At 55.8% G+C, this 22,136-nt stretch carries 18 protein-coding genes; 10 read left to right on the top strand and 8 right to left on the bottom strand.

The annotated features are described in order from the left end of the window. Nucleotides 1–86 precede the first annotated feature (86 nt). The 3 genes from F1379_RS19255 (at nt 87) to F1379_RS19265 (ending at nt 4,186) form a co-directional block, all read left to right on the top strand. The gene (locus tag F1379_RS19255) at nt 87–2,222 is read left to right on the top strand and encodes a winged helix-turn-helix domain-containing protein (RefSeq protein ID WP_150272807.1); all 2,136 of its coding nucleotides are present in this window, start codon (nt 87–89) and stop codon (nt 2,220–2,222) included. A 64-nt stretch (nt 2,223–2,286) separates the two neighbouring features. Continuing rightward, nucleotides 2,287–2,937 (top strand): DUF4386 domain-containing protein, encoded by a 651-nt coding sequence (locus F1379_RS19260; protein WP_150272809.1) that lies wholly within the window; start codon nt 2,287–2,289, stop codon nt 2,935–2,937. A gap of 109 nt (nt 2,938–3,046) precedes the next feature. Then, the gene (locus tag F1379_RS19265; RefSeq protein WP_150272811.1) at nt 3,047–4,186 is read left to right on the top strand and encodes a 5-methyltetrahydropteroyltriglutamate--homocysteine S-methyltransferase; all 1,140 of its coding nucleotides are present in this window, start codon (nt 3,047–3,049) and stop codon (nt 4,184–4,186) included. A gap of 98 nt (nt 4,187–4,284) precedes the next feature. On the opposite strand, the gene F1379_RS19270 is transcribed toward F1379_RS19265, so the two are convergent. Further along, nucleotides 4,285–4,971, bottom strand: coding sequence for a methyltransferase domain-containing protein (locus F1379_RS19270; RefSeq protein WP_239004737.1), 687 nt, complete (start codon nt 4,969–4,971; stop codon nt 4,285–4,287). Nucleotides 4,972–4,989: 18 nt separating this feature from the next. Beyond that, a complete protein-coding gene (locus F1379_RS30550; protein ID WP_275262584.1) occupies nt 4,990–5,118 on the bottom strand; it encodes a hypothetical protein in 129 nt (42 codons plus the stop codon). Between the two features lie 267 nt (nt 5,119–5,385). Between F1379_RS30550 and F1379_RS19275 the strand changes: the two genes are divergently transcribed. Both F1379_RS19275 and F1379_RS30355 read left to right on the top strand, forming a co-directional pair. Beyond that, entirely contained in the window at nt 5,386–6,090 is a 705-nt protein-coding gene (locus tag F1379_RS19275) for a hypothetical protein (protein ID WP_150272813.1), read from the top strand. A gap of 14 nt (nt 6,091–6,104) precedes the next feature. Beyond that, the gene (locus F1379_RS30355; protein ID WP_239004738.1) at nt 6,105–6,803 is read left to right on the top strand and encodes a CD3324 family protein; all 699 of its coding nucleotides are present in this window, start codon (nt 6,105–6,107) and stop codon (nt 6,801–6,803) included. Between the two features lie 81 nt (nt 6,804–6,884). Here F1379_RS30355 and F1379_RS19285 read toward each other — a convergent pair whose 3' ends face one another. From F1379_RS19285 to F1379_RS19310, 6 genes are all read right to left on the bottom strand, one after another. Further along, nucleotides 6,885–8,129, bottom strand: a complete 1,245-nt coding sequence (locus F1379_RS19285; RefSeq protein ID WP_150272815.1) for an ABC transporter permease — start codon at nt 8,127–8,129, stop codon at nt 6,885–6,887. Beyond that, entirely contained in the window at nt 8,126–9,034 is a 909-nt protein-coding gene (locus F1379_RS19290; protein ID WP_150272817.1) for an ABC transporter ATP-binding protein, read from the bottom strand. The genes F1379_RS19285 and F1379_RS19290 overlap by 4 nt, the downstream gene beginning before the upstream one ends. A 443-nt stretch (nt 9,035–9,477) precedes the next feature. Then, nucleotides 9,478–10,284, bottom strand: a complete 807-nt coding sequence (locus F1379_RS19295; protein WP_150272819.1) for a hypothetical protein — start codon at nt 10,282–10,284, stop codon at nt 9,478–9,480. Then, a complete protein-coding gene (locus F1379_RS19300; RefSeq protein WP_162551217.1) occupies nt 10,223–10,816 on the bottom strand; it encodes an RNA polymerase sigma factor in 594 nt (197 codons plus the stop codon). The genes F1379_RS19295 and F1379_RS19300 overlap by 62 nt, the downstream gene beginning before the upstream one ends. Nucleotides 10,817–11,325: 509 nt before the next feature. After that, nucleotides 11,326–12,579, bottom strand: a complete 1,254-nt coding sequence (locus tag F1379_RS19305; RefSeq protein ID WP_150272823.1) for a mechanosensitive ion channel family protein — start codon at nt 12,577–12,579, stop codon at nt 11,326–11,328. 201 nt (nt 12,580–12,780) lie between these two features. Further along, nucleotides 12,781–13,866: a GntR family transcriptional regulator gene (locus F1379_RS19310; RefSeq protein ID WP_150272825.1), complete on the bottom strand. Its 1,086-nt coding sequence runs from the start codon at nt 13,864–13,866 to the stop codon at nt 12,781–12,783. Nucleotides 13,867–14,166: 300 nt separating this feature from the next. On the opposite strand from F1379_RS19310, the gene F1379_RS19315 reads away from it, so the two are divergent. The 5 genes from F1379_RS19315 to F1379_RS19335 all read left to right on the top strand — a co-directional run bounded on the left by F1379_RS19315 (nt 14,167) and on the right by F1379_RS19335 (nt 22,126). Next, nucleotides 14,167–15,780, top strand: coding sequence for a xylulokinase (locus F1379_RS19315; protein ID WP_150272827.1), 1,614 nt, complete (start codon nt 14,167–14,169; stop codon nt 15,778–15,780). 1 nt (nt 15,781) lies between these two features. Next, nucleotides 15,782–16,477 (top strand): L-ribulose-5-phosphate 4-epimerase, encoded by a 696-nt coding sequence (locus F1379_RS19320; protein WP_150272829.1) that lies wholly within the window; start codon nt 15,782–15,784, stop codon nt 16,475–16,477. 965 nt (nt 16,478–17,442) lie between these two features. After that, nucleotides 17,443–18,867, top strand: a complete 1,425-nt coding sequence (gene araA / locus F1379_RS19325) for an L-arabinose isomerase (protein ID WP_150272831.1) — start codon at nt 17,443–17,445, stop codon at nt 18,865–18,867. Nucleotides 18,868–19,410: 543 nt separating this feature from the next. Next, nucleotides 19,411–20,868, top strand: a complete 1,458-nt coding sequence (gene abc-f / locus F1379_RS19330) for a ribosomal protection-like ABC-F family protein (RefSeq protein WP_150272833.1) — start codon at nt 19,411–19,413, stop codon at nt 20,866–20,868. Nucleotides 20,869–20,914: 46 nt separating this feature from the next. Further along, nucleotides 20,915–22,126, top strand: coding sequence for an MFS transporter (locus F1379_RS19335; RefSeq protein ID WP_150272835.1), 1,212 nt, complete (start codon nt 20,915–20,917; stop codon nt 22,124–22,126). Nucleotides 22,127–22,136: the final 10 nt, after the last annotated feature.

Genomic DNA, 22,136 nt, shown 5'->3' on the forward strand with positions numbered 1-22,136 from the left:
TGTATTACACCGCGAGTATTTCCAATACTGCTCAATCCGTTTATGATGCAAGGTATAGATGCCATTAACCTTAGGGGGCTACAGCAATGTCTACGCCTGTCATGGCCACCAAGCTTTACATTCCCTCCCCCCGCCCGGATGCGGTGCTGCGCCGGCGGTTGACCGACAAGCTCAGCAAGGGGCTATACCGCCGGCTGACCCTGATATCCGCACCCGCAGGTTACGGGAAAACGGCCCTCGCCTGCGAATGGCTCGCCGGATGCGGGCGGCCTGCAGCCTGGCTGTCGCTTGAGGAAGGAGACGGCGAACTTGCCCGTTTTCTAACGGGACTCATCTCGTCGCTGCAGACGCTTGAAGAGAAGATCGGCCAAGGTCTGCTCGCCGTGCTCGGGGCACCTCAGCCGCCACCGGCCGAGGCGCTGCTGGCGGGGCTTGTGAATGAGCTTGCGGGCGCTGCGGAGCCGTTTATCCTTGTGCTCGACGATTATCATGCAGCCGGGTCAGGCCCGGTCAGCCATGCCCTGTCCTACCTGCTGGAGCATCTTCCCCCGCAAATGCATGTGGTGATCACGACCCGCGAGGACCCGGAGCTTCCGCTGGCCCGGCTGCGTGCCCGCGACCAGTTGACCGAGCTGCGGGCAGCCGATTTGCGATTTACCCCCGCGGAAGCGGAGGATTTCCTCAACCGCAGCAGGGGCCTAAGCCTGACCGCAGAGCAAGTCGCCTCGCTGGAGTCGCGCACCGAGGGCTGGATTGCCGGGCTGCAGCTGGCTGCAGTCTCTATGGAGGGGGACCCGGACGCGGAACGGGTGATCCGTTCCTTCACCGGCAGCCATCATTACGTGCTGGATTACCTGGTAGAAGAGCTTCTGCAGCGCCAGCCGGCTGCAGTTCAAAGGTTCTTGCTGCGCACCTCGGTCCTCGGCCGTTTATGCGGCGCGCTCTGCGATGAGCTTCTGCCCGGCGCGGAAGTCCCCGGCCAGGAAATCTTAAGCGAGCTGGACCGCAGGAATCTGTTTATCGTGCCGCTGGATAACGAACGGCAGTGGTACCGTTATCATCATTTGTTCGCCGATGTACTCCGTAAGAAGCTTCAGGACAGCCCGGAAGGGGGCACTATTCCCGAGCTGCATAGACGGGCCAGCGTCTGGTATGAACAGCAAGGCCTCGACATTGAAGCGTTTCATCATGCCGCCCGATCCCATGACATCGGACGCGCCGCATCCTTGCTTGAGGGCAGGGGGATGCCGCTGCATCTCCGCGGGGCGGCGGGAAGCGCCCTGGAATGGCTGGAGTCCCTGCCTGCTGCGGAGCTGGATGCCCGGCCCGCCTTGTGGGTAATGTATGGTTCAGCTTTGCTGATGGCGGGCAGGCCGACGGGCGCCGAACAGAAGCTGCGGTCAGCAGAAGCAGCCTTGGCCGGGGCAGAAGAGGATGCCGGTGGCAGGGAGCTGCACGGGCTGATTGCAGCCACCCGGGCCACACTGTCCTCACTGGCGTTGACCGGCAGCCTGGCCAGCGCCGAGCAACAATTACAGACCGCAGAGGCAACCCTGCAAAGTGCGGAGCAGGCTGACAGAACCGGCACCCTTGTTGAACTGATTGCCCCGGCAAACGCAGCAGCGGACAGCAGCATGACGGCAATTGACGAGGTGATTGTCCAGTCCCGCCGTGCGCTTGCATATCTGCGTCCGGACAATCTTCCTGTCCGGACGGCTGCCGCCTGGATGCTGGGCGTGGCCTGTCAGCGCCGTATGCTTTATTCTGCTGCCCGTGAGGCCTATAACGAAGTGATTGCGAACTGCAGGATGCTCGGCCATCAGCTGATGGCGGTCATGGCCATGACCGGCCTTGGCCAGATCGAGGAAGCGGAGAATCAGCGCAGCCTGGCAGCCGGGTACTACCGGGAGGCGCTGCGTCTGGGCGGCAGTCTGCCGCTTCCGTCTCTGGGTGAAGCGCAGCTGGGTCTGGAGCGTGTAAGCAGGCCGGAAGAGGAGAGCCGGCTGGTTGAGCCGCTTAGCCCTAGGGAGCTTGAAGTGCTCGCCCTGATTGCCCAGGGGCTGTCGAACCGGGAGATCGGCGAGCGGCTGTATTTGGCCCTGGACACGGTCAAGGGGCATAACCGCAGGATTTTTGAGAAATTGCAGGTGCAAAGACGGACGGAAGCGGTTGCCCGGGCTGCCGAGTGGAACCTGATTCCGGATACCCGCAAACCACACTAAAGTGTCTACAGCCCCCAATCCTCCCCAGGCTATACTGCTAGTAAATTAGCCGGGGGTGGTTCGCATGAAGAGAGTGTCCAGAGTGGTTGGCTTGCTGTTTCTTGCGTCAACAGGTGTGTATTTGCTGGGGAGCGGGCTTCTGGAGCCGGTGCTGGACCGGCCGGAGCTGCTCGGGAGTCTGTACCCGGAACGGGCCGCTGTCATTACGGGGTTCTTTCTGGAGCTCATTAACGCTGTAGCGGTGCTGGCGATTGGTATGCTGCTGTACCCGATCCTGAACAAGCATAACGAGGCGCTGGCACTGGGGTACTTCGGTTCAAGGTTGATAGAATCCGTACTGCTCATCTTAAGTGCAGCCGCACCTCTAATCCTTATCCAACTCAGTAAAGACTCTATCACAGGAGGGGCTGCCGGGGGAACGGACTATACGGCAGCTGCCAATATGTTGACGGAAGGATATTCGCTGCTCTTTCAGATCGCCATGATCGTACTGGGCTTGGGCAGCTTGCTGCTGTGCACGGTTCTCTATCGGTCACGGCTGGTTCCGCGGTTCTTGTCCATTCTGGGGTACGCCGGTTATGCGGCTCTTCTGGCGAGCGGCTGCCTGGCGCTGCTTGGGCTGGAGAGCGGCCCTGTTCTGTATGTTCCGGGAGCCATCTTCGAAATTGCCTTTCCCTTGTGGCTTATATTTAAAGGCTTCAAGCAGCGGGCGTAGTCCTGCTATAGCCCAGCCCTATAACTTGCCATAGGGCATTGATAGAACGGTCCTCCCTCCACGTTGTGCTATAGTAAATCTAACATTTAACCGACGAGGAGATTGCCCGATGACCACTCAAACCGAACCTAAACAGCGGACCGTTACACCATTCCGATACGATATTGTTGGCAGCTTCCTGCGCCCGGCGGCGCTCAAGGAAGCAAGACTGAAATTCAAGAGCGGTGAGCTCAGCGCCGGGCAGCTGGAGGAAGTGGAGAACGCCGAGATCGTGAAGCTTGTGCAGAAACAGAAGGAAGTGGGCCTTAAGGCCGTAACGGACGGCGAATTCCGCCGCTCCTGGTGGCATCTGGACTTCTTCTGGGGCTTCGACGGCGTGGAGCGGACGATCATTGACCAGGGCTACCAGTTCAATGGTGCCGAGTCGAGACCGGAAACGGCCCGCCTGAGCGGCAAAATCAGCTACACCGGCCATCCCTTCGTCGCGCATTATACCTTCCTGAAAAGCATCGCCGGCGACGATGTCGTTGCCCGCCAATCGGTTCCTGCAGCCGCGCAGCTCCTGTTCGAGCTGGACCGCGTGGAGAACCAGGAGAGCACCCGGACACTCTATCCGAACCGGGAAGAGCTGCTTGCGGATATTGCCAAAGCGTACAAAGCGGCGGCGCTTGATCTCTATGCAGCGGGCTGCCGCAGCCTCCAATTTGACGATTGCACGTGGGGAGCGCTGTGCGACGAGCAGTACATCGCCATCATGGAGCAGGTCGGAGTGAACGTAGCCGAGTATGCCAAAGAGCTGGCGGGGCTGAACGCCGCTGTAGTATCCGGCCTGCCGGAAGATCTCGTTGTTACGACACATGTGTGCCGGGGCAACTATGTATCGACGTTTGCAGGAGTGGGCGGAGGCTATGAGCCTATCGTGCAGACGCTGCTGGGCATCGACAACTACTCCGGCTTCTATCTGGAGTTCGATACCGACCGGGCCGGCGACTTCAAGCCGCTGCGTTATCTGAAGGACAACCAGCAGGTAGTGCTGGGTCTCTTCTCCTCCAAGTTCGGGGAGCTGGAGAACAAGGAGGACATCCTTAAGCGGATCGAGGAAGCGCAGCAATACGTCGATCTGGACCGGATCTGCCTGAGCCCGCAGTGCGGCTTCGCTTCCACGGAGGAAGGTAACCACCTGAGCGAGGAGCAGCAGTGGCGCAAGCTGGCGTTCATCAAGGAGATTGCCGAGGAAATCTGGAAGTAATGCAGTAGTAACCGGCAGTATAACAGCAGCAACAGCAGCCGTACGGAGGAATAATCCGTACGGCTGTTTTGTCTATTGGATGGATCGGGGCCGCAGGCTTAACTCGCAGGCTTGGTTCCGCACGCCATGAAGAACAGCATCATCGCATGGGCATCGGGCGAAGCGTTAAAATGCTCATAGGCCGTGTTGAGTGCGTCATACTCAGCCTGAGTTATAATGCCTTGCTTGTAAAACGCCGTGAACCGGTTAATATCGAGCTGCCGCTTGAAGCCCTCCAGGCCGTGCAGGTCGCTATGCTGGATAACGGCTTCCATATCGACCTCTGTGAACCCGGAATCGGAGAACAGCCGCGGCAGGCTTCTGCCGATATAGCGGTTGCCGCCGCACGCAGCCTGCTGGCGGGCGAGTTTGTTCAAGATCGACGGCAGGATGTCGAGATCGGGATATAACGCCCCGAACATGCCGTCATCAATATCAATGATCACCAGCTTGCCGCCCGGCTTCAGTACGCGTCTGATTTCCGCAGCCGCCTGCAGCGGGTGATGCAAATGCAGGAAGATCAGCCGGGCCACCACAAAGTCATATGTATTGTCCGGCAGACCCGTCTCATACACAGAGGCCTGTGTGAACTGCAGTCTTGCTCCAGGCACATCCCCCAGCCTGCGCTTGGCCGTTTCCAGCAGGCTTTCATCAATATCCAGCGCCGTGATTTTACTGTTCGGCAGGTGATTCAGCAGCTGCCCGGTAACGAACCCCGGTCCCGCTCCCACCTCCAGGATGTTCATTCCGTCTGATAATCCGAATCATTGCAGCGTGCGGTATTCTTTGTCCCAGCCCATCAGCGCCTGTTCCTGCAAGCGCAGCAGCTCTGCCTCGGCCCCGACACGATCACTGACGTTCTGAAAATTGTACGTGGAGTTGCGTGCACCCATAGATATTCCTCCCGGTTTGTGAATGAACAATGGAATGAATGCGCTCCTGGCGGTTGTACACGGATGAATTTGATAATTTTACCACACAGGCGGCAGGGATGGGGGTGATTTTAAAGTGATTTTAGAGTGACGTTATAGTGCTTTTTACAGTATGTATTGTCCTTTTAAACCGTTCATTGCCTATTCTCCGCATAAGGCATAATGATATCCTTGCTCTATAAACAGTACGTACTGCTAATCTTTCAATTCAGAATGGAGAGACCGGGAATGGGCAAGGACCATAGGATTAAGGCGATGCTGTCGGATAAAGTAAATATGACACCGGACGGCTTTGTCGCTGACGAATTAAGCGCGGAGCAGTTCGCGGCGTGTTATGAACTGTTTTTTGACAATGTTCTGGAGATTGCTTCATCCGAGATTGCGGATGTGGAGGGGTATGGCGAGTTCGATGAAAATTGCATGCCGCCGTATGCGACCTGCAGGGAGTATTTAATCGGTACTTTTGCCGACGATCAGGAAGGGTATTGGTACAATTGGCGGGAAATGTTCGATACGACGGTTCTGGACCGCGAATTCTTCGAGCAGTATTTTAAGGAGATGACGGACCGAATCCACTATTGTGAAGGGCTGCGTTACCTGGTCTACAACAATACGTTCTTCGTGAATATGATTACCGATGGCAAGACGGCGGTCGGGTTTCCGGACTGGAGCAGAGCGGGGATCGCCGATTTCCTGCTGGATTTTGTCTGTATGGACCTCAATAAGCCGTACCTGAGAATCCCGGAGCTGCTGTTCGGATACTGCAAGAAGAGGGGGATCGTCATCCCGGATTTCCAGGAAAGATTCCTGTGTATGGCGTATTATAAAGGCATTGATACCTTGCGCTGGCATGCCTCGATTGATGACAATTGTTCCTGTGAGTCCATTATGCAATCCATCCGTGAACTGAAGGACCGTCTGTATTCCTTATAAATGGTGATGAAGAGATGAAATATGAGAATGCTGGTGAGGTATTGCCGGAGGAGCTGCTGCGGGAGCTGCAGAAATTCGCGGCCGGAAAGCTGCTCTACATTCCTTTGGGGGAAGACAAGAAAGCGTGGGGCGAGACCTCCGGCTACCGGAATCAGCTGCATAAGCGCAATCATATGATCCGCAATAAGTATGCGCATGGAGTAACGGTGTCGGAGCTGGCCGATGAGTACTTTCTGTCTCTGGATTCCATCAAAAAAATCATCTACACGAAGAAGAACGGCGGACATCTGGCCTATGCTCCGACTGTGGAATCGGCTGTCCGCTATGCCAATGCCGGGATGATGGAAGAATGGATCGAAGCCTATCTGCTGTTTACCCGCAAAATGGCCCTGCCCCTGCAGAAATCGGCAGAAGAGGATTATTACTATGTCGGTGTGGTGAAGCTTCCGCTGCGGCTCATTCAGCGTGAGGGCACGGAGTCCGGGGAGCAGGAAGCGGACGTTGCTGGAGAAGGTGCGGGCGCTGACCTGCCGCTGCTTGTGCACTATGAGGAACGGAAATTCCACTGCACGGTGCACTCGGAGCTGTTGGCCGTCTTAAGGCAACGCAAGATTAACGCTTATCCCGCAATCCTCATGATGAAGGGCAAGGACGACTACCAGAGGTTCAAGAAATACTATGGCAGTGTGCTTTACTATGTGGGCAGTGAATGAATCCTTCCTGAGGAAAAGATGACAAACGGCCATCCCGACCGGGATGGCTTTAGCTTTGCCTGCTATTTAGCTGTTAGGCATTTAGCTGACCTCATGCCTATGGAAGCCCCGCCAGGCGAAGGGGAGAAGCAGGACAGTTATGCAGAGAGCGGTCCAGCCAATGGCAGCAGGCATCGTCAGTCTCAGGCCGAGGACATGCAGCAGATCATAGTCATTGAACGTGTCAAAAACCTGCGTCTGCCTGCCCGGCAGAAGGGCCAGCAGCTGATTGAACAGCGGACTCTTGCCCTGCGGAATGAAGAGAGGAGCAAAGAGCAGCACGACACTCCAGACAATGACGGAGAACGGCGTGCGCATCCGCGAAGAGAGCAGCAGGGTGAAGCTTACGATGGCCAGGCAGGCCAGCCAGCCGATCAGCGTGGTCAGGAGAAACGCGCCGAGCACGGTAATAGGATAGGGGGAATGAAGGTATCGCGTGTCCAGGGTCTGGAAGGACGAATTCCATCCTGAAGTCCCGTAGACGCTTAAAGATAAGCCCAGTGTTACAAGCCAGCCCAGCAGGAACATGCCGCTGGAGAACAGGAACGCGGCGCCGATCTTCGCCCGGATGAGCTTGCCCCGGCCATGCCGGGTGGAGAGGACGATGGCATCGGACCCGCTCTGGTATTCGCCGGAGAAGACCGGGGCGGTGCAGATGCTGAGCACGAAGCAGGCGATCAGAAAAAACATGCTGGAGTTCACCAGGGGATAGTACCAGCCTTTGGTATAATCAAATTTCAGCGGAACGGCGATCTTCTCGTTCATCTGCCGGAAGGTTGCTTTGTCGACATCGGAGTACGCGTTGCCTTCGGGGTTCTGTTCCAGATAGCTCTCAATATACGCTGTCCGCTGCTCGTAGAAGGTGGCCGCTTTCTCGGGAGTAAGGGTGTCGACTACGAAATAATCGTATTCAGTGGCTGGAGAGAAGCCGGTGCGGAGGAAACCTAGTACCGGCCATTCGGGGTAGGCTTTGTAAAAGTCCTCGTTTGACATATAGGAGATGCCCCCATCGGTAACCTTGGTTGAATGGCTCAGTATCTGCTGATAGCGCGAGACGACCTGGGAGAAAACCTCAGGGGTCAGCTCCCCCTTAAAGCTGGCGGCATAGCGCTTCTCGGCAGCAATCGAAGCTAATCCTTTAACCTCCCCGTTCGCATCGTATGATTTTTCCGAAAAGATGGGCACCACGGTACTGAGTACCGACACAATGAGGATGCCGAGCAGCCCGAAGAGGGTAGACTTGCGGCGGATGAGCTTGCGCAGCTCATAACCGGTCAATGTATTCAAGCTTCTTCCTCCTTTCGCATCGGGTCCAGCGGGTCCTGCTCCTCATGGAAGTGGTACAGATACAGATCCTCCAGGGTCGGCGCTGCGGGTACCGCGCCTGCGGCGGGCGGAGCAGCGGAGGCGGAGATGACGCGCAGCTCGACTTCGCTGCCTTCATGCTTCAGGCTGCTGATCAGAAAGGCATTGCTGAAGCGCTCGGCTTCCCGCTCGGGCAGGCGGCATAGCCAGACATGCCCCTCCATGCTGGCAGTAAGATGCTGGGCGGTTCCGCTCATAAGAATGCGCCCCTTCTTCATGATAAGAATCTGATGCGCGATATGCTCGACATCGGGCACGATGTGGGTGGACAGCAGCACGATCTTGTTCTTGGCTAGATCGGCGATCATATTGCGGAAGCGGATCCGCTCCTTCGGGTCGAGCCCGGCGGTCGGCTCGTCGAGGACGAGGATGCCGGGATCGTTCAGCAGCGCCTGCGCGATGCCGAGCCGCTGCTTCATCCCGCCGGAGAAGGTGCGGATCTTCTTGCGGGAGGCGTCAGCCAGCGAGACCCGTTCGAGCAGCTCTGTTGTGCGGCGCTTGGCGGCGCTTGGAGTGAGCCCCTTCAGCGTTGCGATGTAGTGCATAAATTCGCGGGCTGTGAAGTCCGGGTAATAGCCGAAGTCCTGCGGCAAATAGCCGAGCAGATCGCGGTACTTCTCGCCGAGGACAGCGATAGGCTGTCCGTCCAGCGCAATGTGGCCGGAGGTGGGCGAGAGAACGCCGCAGATCATGCGCATCAGTGTCGTCTTGCCGGCGCCGTTGGCGCCGAGCAGACCGTAGACGCCCGGATACAAATGCGCCGAAATATTGTCTACGGCCGATGCCTTGCCGTAACGCTTGCTTACGGCTTGGAGCGTCAGTTCCATAATGGGGCAGTCCCCTTTCTAGGGTAAGCTGAACAGAAAGTCAGCACATAAGAATGTGATATGTAGTACCTTTACCAATGATGAACGAATGGAAACCCCAGCTCGCAGACTCTAGTTGGAAAATCGCCACTTAATTTCACCAATAGGGTGGATGATCACTGATCTAGTTGGATATCCGCCACTTAATATGGGTGAAAATTAAGGATTCCCTCGACATTGTCCCAATTAAGTGGCGAAAGTCGAACTAGATGGCTGAACTCTGTAAAAACGGCAGAATTAGTGTGCGAAAATCAAATTAGTACATTGACCAAGTCAAATAAAAGGACAATATGTGCAGTCATCTCGAGCCGTTACTCGCAAGTTAGACGGGGTATAGCTACAATTTGATGCGGTCAAGGTACTTGTGCACTGGCCAAGTCCAATTTAAGGACGATATGCGCAGGCTACAAGGCTTCTGCGCCTTCCGCCCGGCGGAGGCTGCGGAGCATCCGGCGGAGCTGGGCTGCAGCCGAGAGACCGGACAGCAGGAGCACGCACAGCCAGACGGCCTGGGCCGGCTCGCCGTAGATAAGCTCATTCAGGCCGCCTCCGGCCGGTGTGCGGAAGGCGCCGGCAATCTGCAGGCCCAGCAGCAGTGCGGTGAAGATGGAGCAGGCGGAGCCTTTGTCCCGGACACGCGGCTGGTTGAACAGCCACAGGCAGCCTGCCGCCGAGACGGCCAGCGGGGTGAAGAGGTAGAGCAGCAGCTGGCCCAGCTGCTGGCCCCACGCCAGGCTGAGACAACCGGCCAAGCCGGCGACCCCGATGAAATCGGCGGCCGCGAAGAGGCAGAGCCGGGACAGAAAGAGCCGTTCGAGCGAGTAGAAGGTGCTCATCTCCAGCTCGACCATCCGGCAGGCGTATGAACGGGCAAGCATGCGCATACCCATCAAGGCGAGCAGAGGGGAGACCGTGGACAGGACAGCAAGCAGCTGCCAGCTGTCAGCGAACGCGCCCGGCGGAATCCGGACAGCTAGCAGTAGGGCACCAAGCAGCAATGCGGCATGGCCGAGCCATACCTTCCAGCCGATGTAGCGCAGCTGCCGGATGAGGAAGCTGCGGCTACTGATTCTCCCGGCCAGCTCTTCGCGCCGTGTCCGTTCCAGAATCAGAGCCGCAGTCTCGAAGGTCTGCTGCCTGCGTCTCCCGTCAGGCTTCGGAGCAGGCGGAGCCTGCAGCTGCTTGGCGAATTCTTTCCGGTTCATCTTCATCGGGGTCCCCCTCTCGCATTCTCTTCTTCATTGCGGCCAGTCCCCGCTCCACCCGTATCCGGGCCATATAGAGGGGGACGCCGGTGATCGCGGCGATCTCCCGGTAGCGGAGCCCGTAGCTGTAGCGGAGGATAACAGCCTCCTGCAGCTCCGGCGGCAGCTCGCTGAGCACCTGCTGCAGCTCTCTCGACTGAAAATGCGCCCCGGCCTCATCCTCGGCGGAGAGCGATAAGCCGAGCTTGGTCTCGGGCACCTGCTCCATGGAATCAGCCGGCTGCTCCCGCAGCGCGTCGCTGCACAGCCTGCGGGCGACCGTATACAGGTAAGCCCGGCATTTACCCTTATGGGTGTAGCCGGGAAGCGACCGGCAGAAACGGTAAAAGGTTTCCTGCGTGAGGTCTTCCGCCAGGTCGGCACGCCGGGTCTTCCAGTAGCAATAGCGTCTGATACTGTCATAGTGGCGTTCAATCAGCCGGTTCAGCGCATCAGTATCCCCGCAGCGTATGCGTTCGAACAGTTCGGCGTCGTCCATGGCTCCCTCTCCTTTCATATGGATTAACTGGCCGGGGGCCGCTTTTGTAAGCCAATAATATGGCGAATTCGTGAACATATAAATTGAACTAATGATTTTTATATTTTGGGCTTTGCCGTGACTCCAGAGAATGTTTGGACTTCCGGCCGCTGCCCGTCTGCAGATTTCTTGATTTATACCGTTCTTAACGGTTGAAATCCGCAGACAGCTTAGGCTTTCGATGCGAGCTTTCCTACGGAAAGCTTTCGGGCGGTCGCTACCGCTCCTCCAGTTCCAAAATTCCCCTCCGCCACTTTCCCTTTGTCTAGTCTTTAGTTCAATTTATATAGAGAATTTTTGAATAGAGAGCGGGCAGCAACTATAAAACAGCTCCAACTCATTGTACTAGGCCCGGCTGTTTTTTTCGGCGAGAAATGAGACAGGGAGGAAGGATGCCTTATGCCCACGCACAACAAACAGCCCCTTCCCCGCCGGGGAAAGGGCTGTCCTCACCACATGTACACCAAATGCTATAACGCTACTTGGGAAGGTGTCTTCAAGAGGCTCTGCATATCGCTGCCGCTCGGCTTCTGGAATACCCGCAGTCCAAATTCGGGGACGACCGAGAGAATATGATCGAAGATATCGGCTTGAACCCGCTCGTATTCGGACCACCGGACATCGCTGGTAAACGCATAAATTTCCAGAGGCAGTCCGGTTTCTCCGGGGGCCAGCTGTCTGACCATGATACTCATGTCCCGGTGGATATGCGGATGACTGCAGAGGTACTGCTGAATATAGATCCGGAAGACGCCGATGTTCGTCAGGGCTCTGCCGTTGATTTTATCCGAGCTGTCGAGTTGTTTATCTCTGTTGAAGCGTTCGATTTCAATCCGTTTGCTCTGAATATACTCCGACAAATAGTGGATGCTGCTGAACTTCTGGATCATTTCCTCCGTACAGAAGCCGATGCTGCCGGTATCGATACAGATCGAGCGCTTAATCCGCCGGCCGCCGGAATTCTGCATCCCCCGCCAATTTTTGAAGGAGTCTGAAATCAGGGCATAGCTGGGAATGGTTGTGATGGTCTTGTCCCAGTTCTGGACCTTCACGGTATTCAGCGAGATATCAATAATGTCCCCGTCCGCCCCGTATTTGGGCATCTCAATCCAGTCACCGACCCGCACCATATCATTGGATGCCAGTTGAATACCCGCTACAAGCCCCAGTAAGGAGTCCCTGAAGACAAGCATAATGACTGCCGACAGCGCTCCGATACCGCTCAGCAGCAGCAGGGGGCTCTTCTCGATCAGATTGGCAATGACCAGGATGGCGCCGATGGCAAAAGCGAAGATTTTGATAACCTGAATATAGCCCCTGATCGGCTTGGATTTGGAGACCTCGAAGGTCCGGTAAATGTCGTTCACCGCACTTAGGAGTGCGTCCACAACCAGGAGCGTTACGATAATGATATAGGTAATGACCGCCTTGATGATCAGCTCCCGGTAGTCGGGAAAGGCGGGGGCGAAGTAATAGATGATCATGGCCGGAACGAGATGGGACAGCTTGTGAAAAACCTTGCGCTCCAGCATAATGTTGTCCCACTTATACTTGTTGTTGCTGTAGATGGATTTGGCGATTAGCTTCAGGATGACTCTCCGGGTGATGTAATGGGCCAAAATGCAGAGGGCTGCGATGCCCAGAAGCATAATGAAACCGGTGAGAAACGACGCTGCTGTCTGACTGGCTCCCAAACTTAGAAGCTGCTGCTGAATAAATTCCATAATCTCCTCCGCTCTTCTTGAAATTCCGGGTGGGCATTAGCCCTTATTCTACCCTCCCGGGTATGCAGGTTTCAAATGTACGCTTACGGGAACAATTGGTAAAAACACTTCGTTGCTGTCCGGTTCCAAAGTGATGGCGGCCTGTAACGCAAGAAAGGCACCCGGCCGGGTGCCTTATCCTATTTATAAACGCAGCTTAATTTAGTTCCGCTCCTTCACCGTCTCGCCCTCAATCAGCACCGGCTGGTAATACACGTTGTCCTTCAAATCCTTCTTCCCCTGCAGCTTTCGGATGACCCAGTCGGCGGCGTCGCGGCCCATTTGCTCCTGCGGATGGGTTAACGTCGTCAGCTTGATGCTGGCATTCTTGGCGATGTAGGAATTATCCTGGCCGATAATCGACAGGTCCTCCGGGACGGACAGCTCTAATTGTCTGCACACATTCACCACTTCCAGCCCGACTTCATCGTTGTAGCAGACAATGGCCGTCAGCGTATCTCTGTTATCGGTCAGGTATTGCCGGAGGTTCACGGACAAGTCCTGCTTCGTCTCGGTATCGAAGGAGAGCACCTGCTCCGGGTGGAACCGCAGCTTGGCTTCGCCCAGCGCTTTGATATACCCCTTCATACGGTACTTGCCCTGCAAGTCATCCATCTTGGCGATGATCCCGATCTGGGTATGGCCTTTGGCGATCAGCTCCCGGGTCGCGAGATAGCTGGACTGCACGTCGTCGAGACAAAGGTAGGGCACCTCCAGCTCCTCATAATAGGCGTTGATCATGATGAACGGGACATTTCTCTCCTTGAACGACAGGTAGTAAGCGATGTTCGGGTTGTACAGGTTGCTCTTTGTTGGCTCGATGATCAGTCCGTCCACTCCGTAGGACAGCATCATCTCCAGCGCTTTCTTTTCCTGGGCGACATCATTATTGGTACTGGCGAGCAGCAGCGAATAGTTATCCTCGTTCAGCCGGCCTTCAATTCCCCGGATAATGGACGGAAAAATATAATCCGACAGGTACGTCGTAATCACGCCGATGGTCCGCCCCTTGGCATTGCCGCCGGATTTCGCGCGGTATTGGTTGCTGACATAGGTGCCTGAGCCTTTCTCGCTGCGCAGGAACCCGTCATTGGACAGCTCCAGGATGGCCTTGCGGACGGTCTGCCGGCTGACGCCGTACCGTTCCTGCAGCGCCGATTCCGTAGGAATTTGTTCCCCCACGCTGTACATGCCCGACAGGATATCGCTTTTAAGCTCTTCCAGGATGACCTGGTATTTGGGTTTCATCTATTTTCACTTCTTTCGCAGTTGTTCGTGTATGGATTTACATTTCGTTAATAGTTGTATGTACATATTTTAACACGGTTACTTGCTTATTATAAGGCATGCATCTAGATGGATAAACAGTATCTTTGAAAATAAAAGCGAAATCTGGACATTGATCATCATATTTGTATGTATATCTTTAGTTGTGTATTGACAAATGTACGAACAAAAAATATACTAGGGCTGTTAATAAGGGAAAGCGCCTTCTTCATCCGGAAACGGATGTAAAAACAGTTGTCACAGAGGGGAGTAACGTGGGCAATGGATCAGAACATTAAGCAAGCGATTGCCAAGGGAGAAACTGCACTCGGCATCGAATTTGGATCCACACGTATTAAGGCGGTGCTGATTGATTCTCGGTTTGAGACCATCGCATCGGGCAGCTATGAGTGGGAGAATCTTCTCGTAGACGGATATTGGACGTACAACCTGGCGGATATTCACAAGGGCCTGCAGACGGCTTACCGTGAGATGAAGCAGGAGGTTGCAGACAAATACGGAGTCACCCTGCAAACGGTCGGTTCGATCGGCTTCTCGGCGATGATGCATGGATATATGGCTTTTGACAGCCAGGGAGAACTGCTGGTTCCGTTCCGCACCTGGCGTAACGCCACAACCGGCGCGGCAGCGAAGGCACTGACAGAGCTGTTCCAGTTCAACATTCCGGAGCGCTGGAGCATTGCGCATCTGTATCAGGCTATTCTAAACGAAGAGCAGCATGTGCCGCAGCTTGAGTTCGTTACAACTCTGGCAGGCTATATTCACTGGCTGTTGACCGGCAACAAGGCGCTCGGCATCGGCGACGCCTCCGGGATGTTCCCGATTGATGAGGCTGCGCAGAATTACAATGCGGCCATGCTGCAGCAGTTCGATGAGCTTGTGGCAGGCAAGGGCTACCCGTGGAAGCTGGAGGACCTTCTGCCGAAGGTCTACAGTGCAGGCGAGCAGGCGGGTGCATTGACCGAAGCCGGAGCGCAGCTGCTTGACCCTTCCGGGGACCTGCAGGCAGGTATACCGCTCTGTCCTCCTGAGGGCGACGCCGGAACAGGCATGGTAGCGACGAACAGCGTGCGTAAACGGACCGGTAACATTTCCGTGGGCACCTCGGTGTTCGCGATGATCGTTCTGGAAAAAGACCTGTCCGCCGTCTATCCGGAGATCGACATGGTCACGACGCCGGACGGCAGCCCGGTCGGCATGGTGCATGCCAACAACTGCTCCAGCGATATCAACGCCTGGATGGGCCTGTTCCGCGAGTTCTATGAGGCTATGGGACAGAAGGCCGATTCGGCTGAGCTGTTCAGCGTCATGTTCAACAAGGCGCTGGAGGCAGACGCCGACGGCGGCGGCCTGCTCAGCTACGGCTACTTCTCGGGCGAGAACATCACCGGCATTGAGAAGGGCCGTCCGCTGTTCGTCCGTTCGCCGGAGAGCCGGTTCACGCTGGCCAACTTCATGCGGACCCATCTGTTCTCCGCTTTTGGCGCACTCAAGGTGGGTATGGACATCCTGACCCAGAAGGAAGACGTGGCAATCGACAGTATTCTGGCACACGGCGGCCTGTTCAAGACCCCTGTCGTCGGACAGAAGATGGTAGCCGCTGCGCTTAACGTACCGATCTCCGTCATGTCCACCGCCGGTGAAGGCGGGGCATGGGGCATGGCCATCCTGGCTGCCTACATGACGAACAAAGACGCCCAGGAACAGCTGGACAACTACCTGGAGAACAAGGTGTTCAAGGATACCGAAGGACAAGAGATTCGTCCGGACGCCGCCGATGTGGCCGGCTTTGGACTCTTTATGGAACGGTATATCAAGGGCCTGGCGATTGAGCAGGCTGCTGTAGATCATCTGGCAGAGAACTGGAGGGAATAGCATGTTAGAGAGACTGAAGGAAGAGGTCTATGAGGCCAATCTGGACCTGCCGAAGCATGGACTGGTGAAATACACCTGGGGCAATGTCAGCGCGGTGGACCGTGAGAGCGGACTGTTCGTCATCAAGCCGAGCGGCGTCAGCTATGACAAGATGAAGCCAAGCGACATGGTTGTTGTCGATTTCGACGGTAACGTGGTAGAAGGCGAAATGCGTCCTTCCTCCGACACGCCGACCCATGCTGTGCTTTACAAGCACTACAAGGAAATCGGCGGCATCGTGCACACCCACTCCACGTGGGCGACGATCTGGGCGCAAGCCGGACTGGACGTGCCGGTGATGGGTACGACCCATGCCGACACCTTCTACGGCTCCGTACCGTGCGCCCGCTTCCTGACCCAGGAAGAGATCGACCGCGGCTACGAACATGAGACCGGACGCGTTATCATCGAGACCTTCGAGCAGCGCGGCCTTGACGTCATGGCCGTTCCCGGTGTCCTGCTGAAGGGCCATGCACCGTTCACCTGGGGCAAGGATGCCCATTCCGCAGTGATGAACAGCGTCGTGCTGGAGGAAGTGTCCAAGATGAACCTGTTCGCCCGCGAGCTGAACCATTTCGCCGAGGAGCTCCCGCAGCGCATTCTGGATAAGCACTACCTGCGCAAGCACGGCAAGGATGCCTACTACGGGCAGAAGTAAGAATTGAACTTGAGTATTAATTGAGCGGCAAGGAGCGGCGGAGGGGAAGTTTGGAACTGGAGGAGCGTAGCGCCCGCCTGAAAGCTTTCCGCAGGAAAGCTCGCTTCGGAAGCATCGGCTGTCTGCGAATTTTTACCGCTAAGAGCGGTTCAAATAAAAAAATTTGCAGACAACAGCGGCCGGAAGTCCAAACATTCACCGCAGCTGCGGCTAATTTGCGCTCTCTTAGGAACTATATAAGTTGAACTTAAGATTAGCCTGAATAATTCCGGAAAGTGAATTAAAGTTATGGACTTCCGTACGCTGCCCATTCCCGTTCTCCAGATGAATACCGCTAGGTGCTGTTGAGTTCGCTGGCAGCAGGCTCTGTCCGGCTCTGTTTAGGTATGATGAACGAAAAGCAACCCCTAATCAACAAGGATAAATGTATTTCGTACAACTATTTGTTAGGTATGCACCCATTTTTGAAGGATAGATGTATTTTGTGCAACTAAAATCAGCATATGGGGATCAAACTGCCTTAAAGCAAGAAAATAGATGTACGAAATGCAACTATAGCCGGGAAACGGCCAGTTTAGATGGATATAGTTGTACAAACTGCAATTAGCAGCTTAGCAGCGGTTAGTGAGGTCATTAAGAGCAATAGCTGCTGTCGCCTTTAGTCATGGGTGCTCTTGGCCTTCCTCGTCTATCTTATTGATTTGACCTATGTGGAGGATAATCATGATCTACATTTCAGCAGCTTAAAACGATGACAGCCTGTGTTTCGCCTATCAGCTTTATTGCGGAAAGCCATCAGGCGGAGGCGGGAGCCGCGACAGGCGGTATAAATCAAGAAATCTACGGACGGGAAGCGACCGGAAGCCAAATGTTTTCTTGCGTCACGGCTAATCCCAACACAAAAATCTTTAGTTCAATCTATATAGTTGAATTATTATCAAATTAATGAAAAGAGGATGACCACCATGTCAACAGCAATCGCCAAAGAGTTCTGGTTCGTCGTAGGATCGCAGCATCTGTACGGGGAAGAAGCGCTCGCCGAAGTTAAAGCACACGCCCAGGAAATGACCGATGCCCTCAACAAGAGCGGCGTTCTGCCTTACCCGCTGGTCCTGCAAGACCTGGCTGTCAGCGCAGACAAAATCACTTCCATCATGAAGGAAGTCAACTACCGCGATGAGGTTGCCGGCGTGATCACCTGGATGCACACCTTCTCCCCGGCCAAAATGTGGATCCGCGGCACGAAGCTGCTGCAGAAGCCGCTCCTGCATCTGGCTACGCAGTACAATGAGAGCATTCCATGGGCGACCATCGACATGGACTTCATGAACCTGAATCAGGCCGCCCATGGCGACCGTGAATATGGCTTCATCAATGCCCGTCTGCAGAAGCAGAACAAAGTCGTTGTCGGCTACTGGGAACGCCCTGAAGTGCAGAAGCAAATTGCTGACTGGATGGACGTGGCGGTTGCCTTCAACGAAAGCTTCAACATCAAGGTTGCCCGCTTCGGCGACAACATGCGCAATGTCGGCGTAACCGAAGGCGACAAGGTTGAAGCCCAGATTCAGTTCGGCTGGACGGTAGACTACTTCGGCATCGGCGACCTTGTAGAAGTGGTTAATGCTGTATCGGCAGAAGAAATCGATGCCCTGTTCGCGGAATACGCAGAGCTGTATGACTTCGACTATGGCGACTACAGCAAGGAAGCCTGGGAAGCCAGCGTTAAGGTACAGGCCAGCTACGAAATCGCCCTCAAACGATTCCTCGACAAGGGCGGCTACAATGCCTTTACATCGAACTTCGAAGACCTGCACGGCATGAAGCAGCTTCCGGGTCTGGCTGTACAGCGCCTGATGGCCCAAGGCTACGGCTTCGCCGGCGAAGGCGACTGGAAGACCGCTGCCCTCGACCGTCTGCTGAAGGTGATGAGCCACAACCAGAACACCGGCTTTATGGAAGACTACACCTACGAAATGGCTGCCGGACAGGAAGCCATTCTGCAATCGCATATGCTTGAAGTAGATCCAAGCCTGGCCAGCAACAAGCCGAAGGTCCTTGTATCGCCGCTGGGTATTGGCGACCGCGAAGACCCGGCCCGCCTCGTATTCGACGGCAAAGCCGGCGAAGGCGTGGTGGTATCGATGGCCGACTTCGGCACGCACTACAAGCTGCTGATCAACGAAGTTGAAGCCTTCGAACCGAACGTTCCGGCGCCTAAGCTGCCGGTAGCCCGCGTGCTGTGGAAGGTGAAGCCGAACTTCCAGGACGGCGTGAAAGCCTGGATCGAGAACGGCGGCGGCCACCATACCGTGGTGTCCCTGAACCTGACAACAGACCAGATCGTGGCATATGCCAAGCTGGTGAACCTGGAGTACGTTGTAATCAAGTAATGTGATTTCACGGAGCGGATGGGCTGTTGCCTATTCGCTCTTTCTTTTGCATATAAGGCAAGCGGAAAACGGGAAGATCGGGGAATTGACAGTTCCCGGATGCGATGGTAAGCTACGGCTATCTAATGTGAAGGAGGGTGGCAGTCAATGGTGTATTTCATGCGTTTACGCTAAGCAGTCAGAGAAGCGGATGTTACCACTCGATTTTTCGATCGATTTTTCGATTGATTCTTCAAATATGGTGGGCTTTTTTGAGTTGCTTATGTTTACGTATGAGAGCATGGACTGCGATCCGGACGGCTGATCTAGCTACGCCCTGTTTCGCTGTGTTCGAGCACGTCAATATAAGCAGACCCTGGCCCCCTGTGGACGCGGTCTGCTTTTTTGTTGCTGCTGCAAATGTGCAAATGAACAGGAAAGGAGCCACGAAGATGACGATGCGAGGTATGCACTGGTACTTCTTCATATAATCCCCCTTCGCAAATCGCAGGTTAGCCTGCGATTCCCCAAGACGGAAACTGCGATTTCGGAGGAGGAATATGTATGTTATTGATAAAGGCAGAAGAGATTGTTGTGGAATATATGGGCCGGGATGTGCTCGATATCGACCGGCTGGAGCTGTACGCTTACGATCGGATCGGTCTGGTTGGCGCGAACGGGGCCGGCAAGAGCACCTTGCTCAAGACGCTGCTGGGCCGCATTCCGCTGCAGTATGGCAAGATCGAAAGGCAAGGGACGTTTGCGTATATCCCGCAACTGGAGGAAGCGGCTGTCCGGGAGGTGCAGGATTACGCCCTCATGGGCAAGCTGGGGATTAGCCGGGTCCAGGCGGAGATCATGAGCGGCGGAGAAGAGACACGGCTGAAGATCGCCCAGGCGCTGGAGGATAACGTGCACGGCATCATGGCGGATGAACCGACCAGCCATCTGGACCGTGCAGGCATTGATTTTCTGGTCAGCCGGCTGAAGCTTTACACGGGAGCGCTGCTGATCATCAGCCATGACCGCGATTTGCTGGACCGGGTCGCCGATAAAATCTGGGAGCTGAAGGACGGACGGATCACCGAATATTGGGGCGGGTATTCCGACTATCTGGCACAGAAGGAAGCCGAGCGGAACAGACAATTGGCCCAGTATCAACAGGCTGAGGCGGAGCGGGAGCGGCTAGAGCAGGCCATCTCAGAGAAGAAAGTGCAGGCCCGGAGGCTCGACCAGAAGTCCAGGGCAGCTGGGAAAAATAGCACCGAAAGCGGCGGGCGCCTTGCCCACCAGAAATCACAGGGCAGCAAGCAGAAGAAGCTGCATACGGCCGCCAGACAGATGCAGCGGCGGATCGAAGCGCTTGATGGGGTGAGCGCCCCTGAAGAGCTGTGGAGTGTTCAGTTCTATCATAGCGAAGTGCTGGAGCTGCACCATCCCCTCCCGGTTACGGGGCATGAGCTTTGCAAGCAGCTGGGAGACAAGGTGATTCTTGACCGGGTGTCCTTCCAGTTCCCGCTCGGAGGCAAGATTGCGATTACAGGCGGCAACGGTGCCGGAAAAACGACGTTATTGAACATGATCCGGGACCGCGAGGAAGGTGTCGTGATAGCGCCGAAGGCGGAGATTGGTTATTTTGACCAGACCGGCTACAAGTTCACGCGCAATCAGAATGTCATGGCCTATATGCAGGAGGGCAGTGATTATTCCGTACCCGACATTCGGGCGGTGCTGTCGTCGATGGGGTTCACCCCGGAGGATGTCCGCAAGGAGCTGTCCATGCTTAGCGGCGGGGAGATCATCAAGCTCCAGCTGGCCAGATTGCTGCTGGGCCGCTACAATATTCTGCTGCTGGATGAGCCGGGCAACTTTCTCGATATTCCGGCAATGGAGGCGCTGGAGACCATGATGCGGGAGTATCCGGGTACGATTGTGTTTATATCCCATGACACCCGGCTGGTGGAGAGGGTTGCCGACCAGGTGTATGTGCTTAAGAAGGGACAGCTGCAACGGCTGAAGTAAGGATGCAATAAGCCTAATGAAGAGCGAAATAAGGGAGGGCCCTATTATGCATTGGAAAAGGACATTCGCGCTGATCTTCAGCGGACAGATTTTCTCGATATTGACGTCTTCGATGGTGCAGTTCTCGATCATCTGGCATCTGACGGAGACGACGGGATCAGCCTCCGTGCTGATGATCGCCGGCCTGGTCGGCTTTCTGCCGCAGGCGCTGCTGGGTCCGTTCATCGGTGTCTGGCTGGACCGCTGGAACCGCAAGCTGACAATGATCATCTCGGACAGCCTGATTGCGGTCTCCAGTCTGGTCCTGGGCGCCTACTATTTATGGGGTGAACCCAGCCTATGGGTGGTGTATGTAATTCTGTTCATACGCTCGGCGGCTTCTTCCTTCCACGCGCCGTCGTTCCAGGCGGCGGTTCCACTGATTGCACCGGAGGAGCAGTTAACCCGTGTCGCCGGATGGCATCAGCTGGTATTCTCTGCTTCCAGTGTACTCGGCCCGGCGCTTGGCATCGCCGTCTACTCGGCGACTTCACTGGGAACGGTGCTGCTGCTTGATGTGGCCGGTGCTTTAATCGCGAATGTGATGCTACTGCTGGTCCGCATCGAGCAGCCGAAGCCGGAGATTGACGAGACGCCTTCCTTCCGTAAGGAATTTGCCCTGGGCTGGAGAACCTTCATCTCGGCGAAGGCGATAGTCACGATTACGATTGTCATGGCTGTCTTCAGCGTCGTGTTCATGCCGCTGGCCATGCTGTTCCCTCTGATGACACTGGAGCACTTCGGCCGCGGGGGATACAGCGCCAGCGTCATTGAGGCAGTCTTCGGTATCGGGATGATTCTGGGCGGGGGGCTGCTGTCGGTGCTGGCCTCCCGGTGGAAGGACTCCACCTATATGAGCATCAGCCTGGTGCTGATCGGCTTGACCTGTGTGCTTAGCGGGGTTGTCGGGAGCGGGATGTTCTGGGCGTTCGCCGTCTTATCCTTCTTTATGGGGGCGGCGGCTCCGCTGTTCAACGGTCCTTACATGGCGATGATCCAGAAGGCTTACGAGCCGGAAACCTTGGGCAGAGTGCTCTCGCTCGTCACGAGCATCGGCCTGCTGTCCTCGCCAATCGGTCTGGCGCTGGCGGGTCCGGTGGCGGACCGGTTCGGGGTGCAGGTGTGGTTCTTCTGGTCGGGAATTGTTGTGGCACTGCTTGGAGTCGCGTTGTTCATCAAGTTCCTGGGGACCGCTGAGGAGAAACAAACTCAAGAGTAACTAGGAAGAT

The sequence above is a fragment of the Paenibacillus tepidiphilus genome (assembly GCF_008635795.1).
In the GTDB taxonomy this organism is placed as follows: Bacteria; Bacillota; Bacilli; order Paenibacillales; family Paenibacillaceae; genus Paenibacillus_AQ; species Paenibacillus_AQ tepidiphilus.

Bases quoted from the DNA above. Each gene is read 5' to 3' on its own strand.
- F1379_RS19255 (WP_150272807.1), top strand. From the start codon at position 87: ATGTCTACGCCTGTCATGGCCACCAAGCTTTACATTCCCTCCCCCCGC.
- F1379_RS19260 (WP_150272809.1), top strand. From the start codon at position 2,287: ATGAAGAGAGTGTCCAGAGTGGTTGGCTTGCTGTTTCTTGCGTCAACA.
- F1379_RS19265 (WP_150272811.1), top strand. From the start codon at position 3,047: ATGACCACTCAAACCGAACCTAAACAGCGGACCGTTACACCATTCCGA.
- F1379_RS19270 (WP_239004737.1), bottom strand. From the start codon at position 4,971: ATGAACATCCTGGAGGTGGGAGCGGGACCGGGGTTCGTTACCGGGCAG.
- F1379_RS30550 (WP_275262584.1), bottom strand. From the start codon at position 5,118: ATGGGTGCACGCAACTCCACGTACAATTTTCAGAACGTCAGTGATCGT.
- F1379_RS19275 (WP_150272813.1), top strand. From the start codon at position 5,386: ATGGGCAAGGACCATAGGATTAAGGCGATGCTGTCGGATAAAGTAAAT.
- F1379_RS30355 (WP_239004738.1), top strand. From the start codon at position 6,105: ATGAAATATGAGAATGCTGGTGAGGTATTGCCGGAGGAGCTGCTGCGG.
- F1379_RS19290 (WP_150272817.1), bottom strand. From the start codon at position 9,034: ATGGAACTGACGCTCCAAGCCGTAAGCAAGCGTTACGGCAAGGCATCG.
- F1379_RS19295 (WP_150272819.1), bottom strand. From the start codon at position 10,284: ATGAAGATGAACCGGAAAGAATTCGCCAAGCAGCTGCAGGCTCCGCCT.
- F1379_RS19300 (WP_162551217.1), bottom strand. From the start codon at position 10,816: ATGGACGACGCCGAACTGTTCGAACGCATACGCTGCGGGGATACTGAT.
- F1379_RS19305 (WP_150272823.1), bottom strand. From the start codon at position 12,579: ATGGAATTTATTCAGCAGCAGCTTCTAAGTTTGGGAGCCAGTCAGACA.
- F1379_RS19310 (WP_150272825.1), bottom strand. From the start codon at position 13,866: ATGAAACCCAAATACCAGGTCATCCTGGAAGAGCTTAAAAGCGATATC.
- F1379_RS19315 (WP_150272827.1), top strand. From the start codon at position 14,167: ATGGATCAGAACATTAAGCAAGCGATTGCCAAGGGAGAAACTGCACTC.
- F1379_RS19320 (WP_150272829.1), top strand. From the start codon at position 15,782: ATGTTAGAGAGACTGAAGGAAGAGGTCTATGAGGCCAATCTGGACCTG.
- araA (WP_150272831.1), top strand. From the start codon at position 17,443: ATGTCAACAGCAATCGCCAAAGAGTTCTGGTTCGTCGTAGGATCGCAG.
- abc-f (WP_150272833.1), top strand. From the start codon at position 19,411: ATGTTATTGATAAAGGCAGAAGAGATTGTTGTGGAATATATGGGCCGG.
- F1379_RS19335 (WP_150272835.1), top strand. From the start codon at position 20,915: ATGCATTGGAAAAGGACATTCGCGCTGATCTTCAGCGGACAGATTTTC.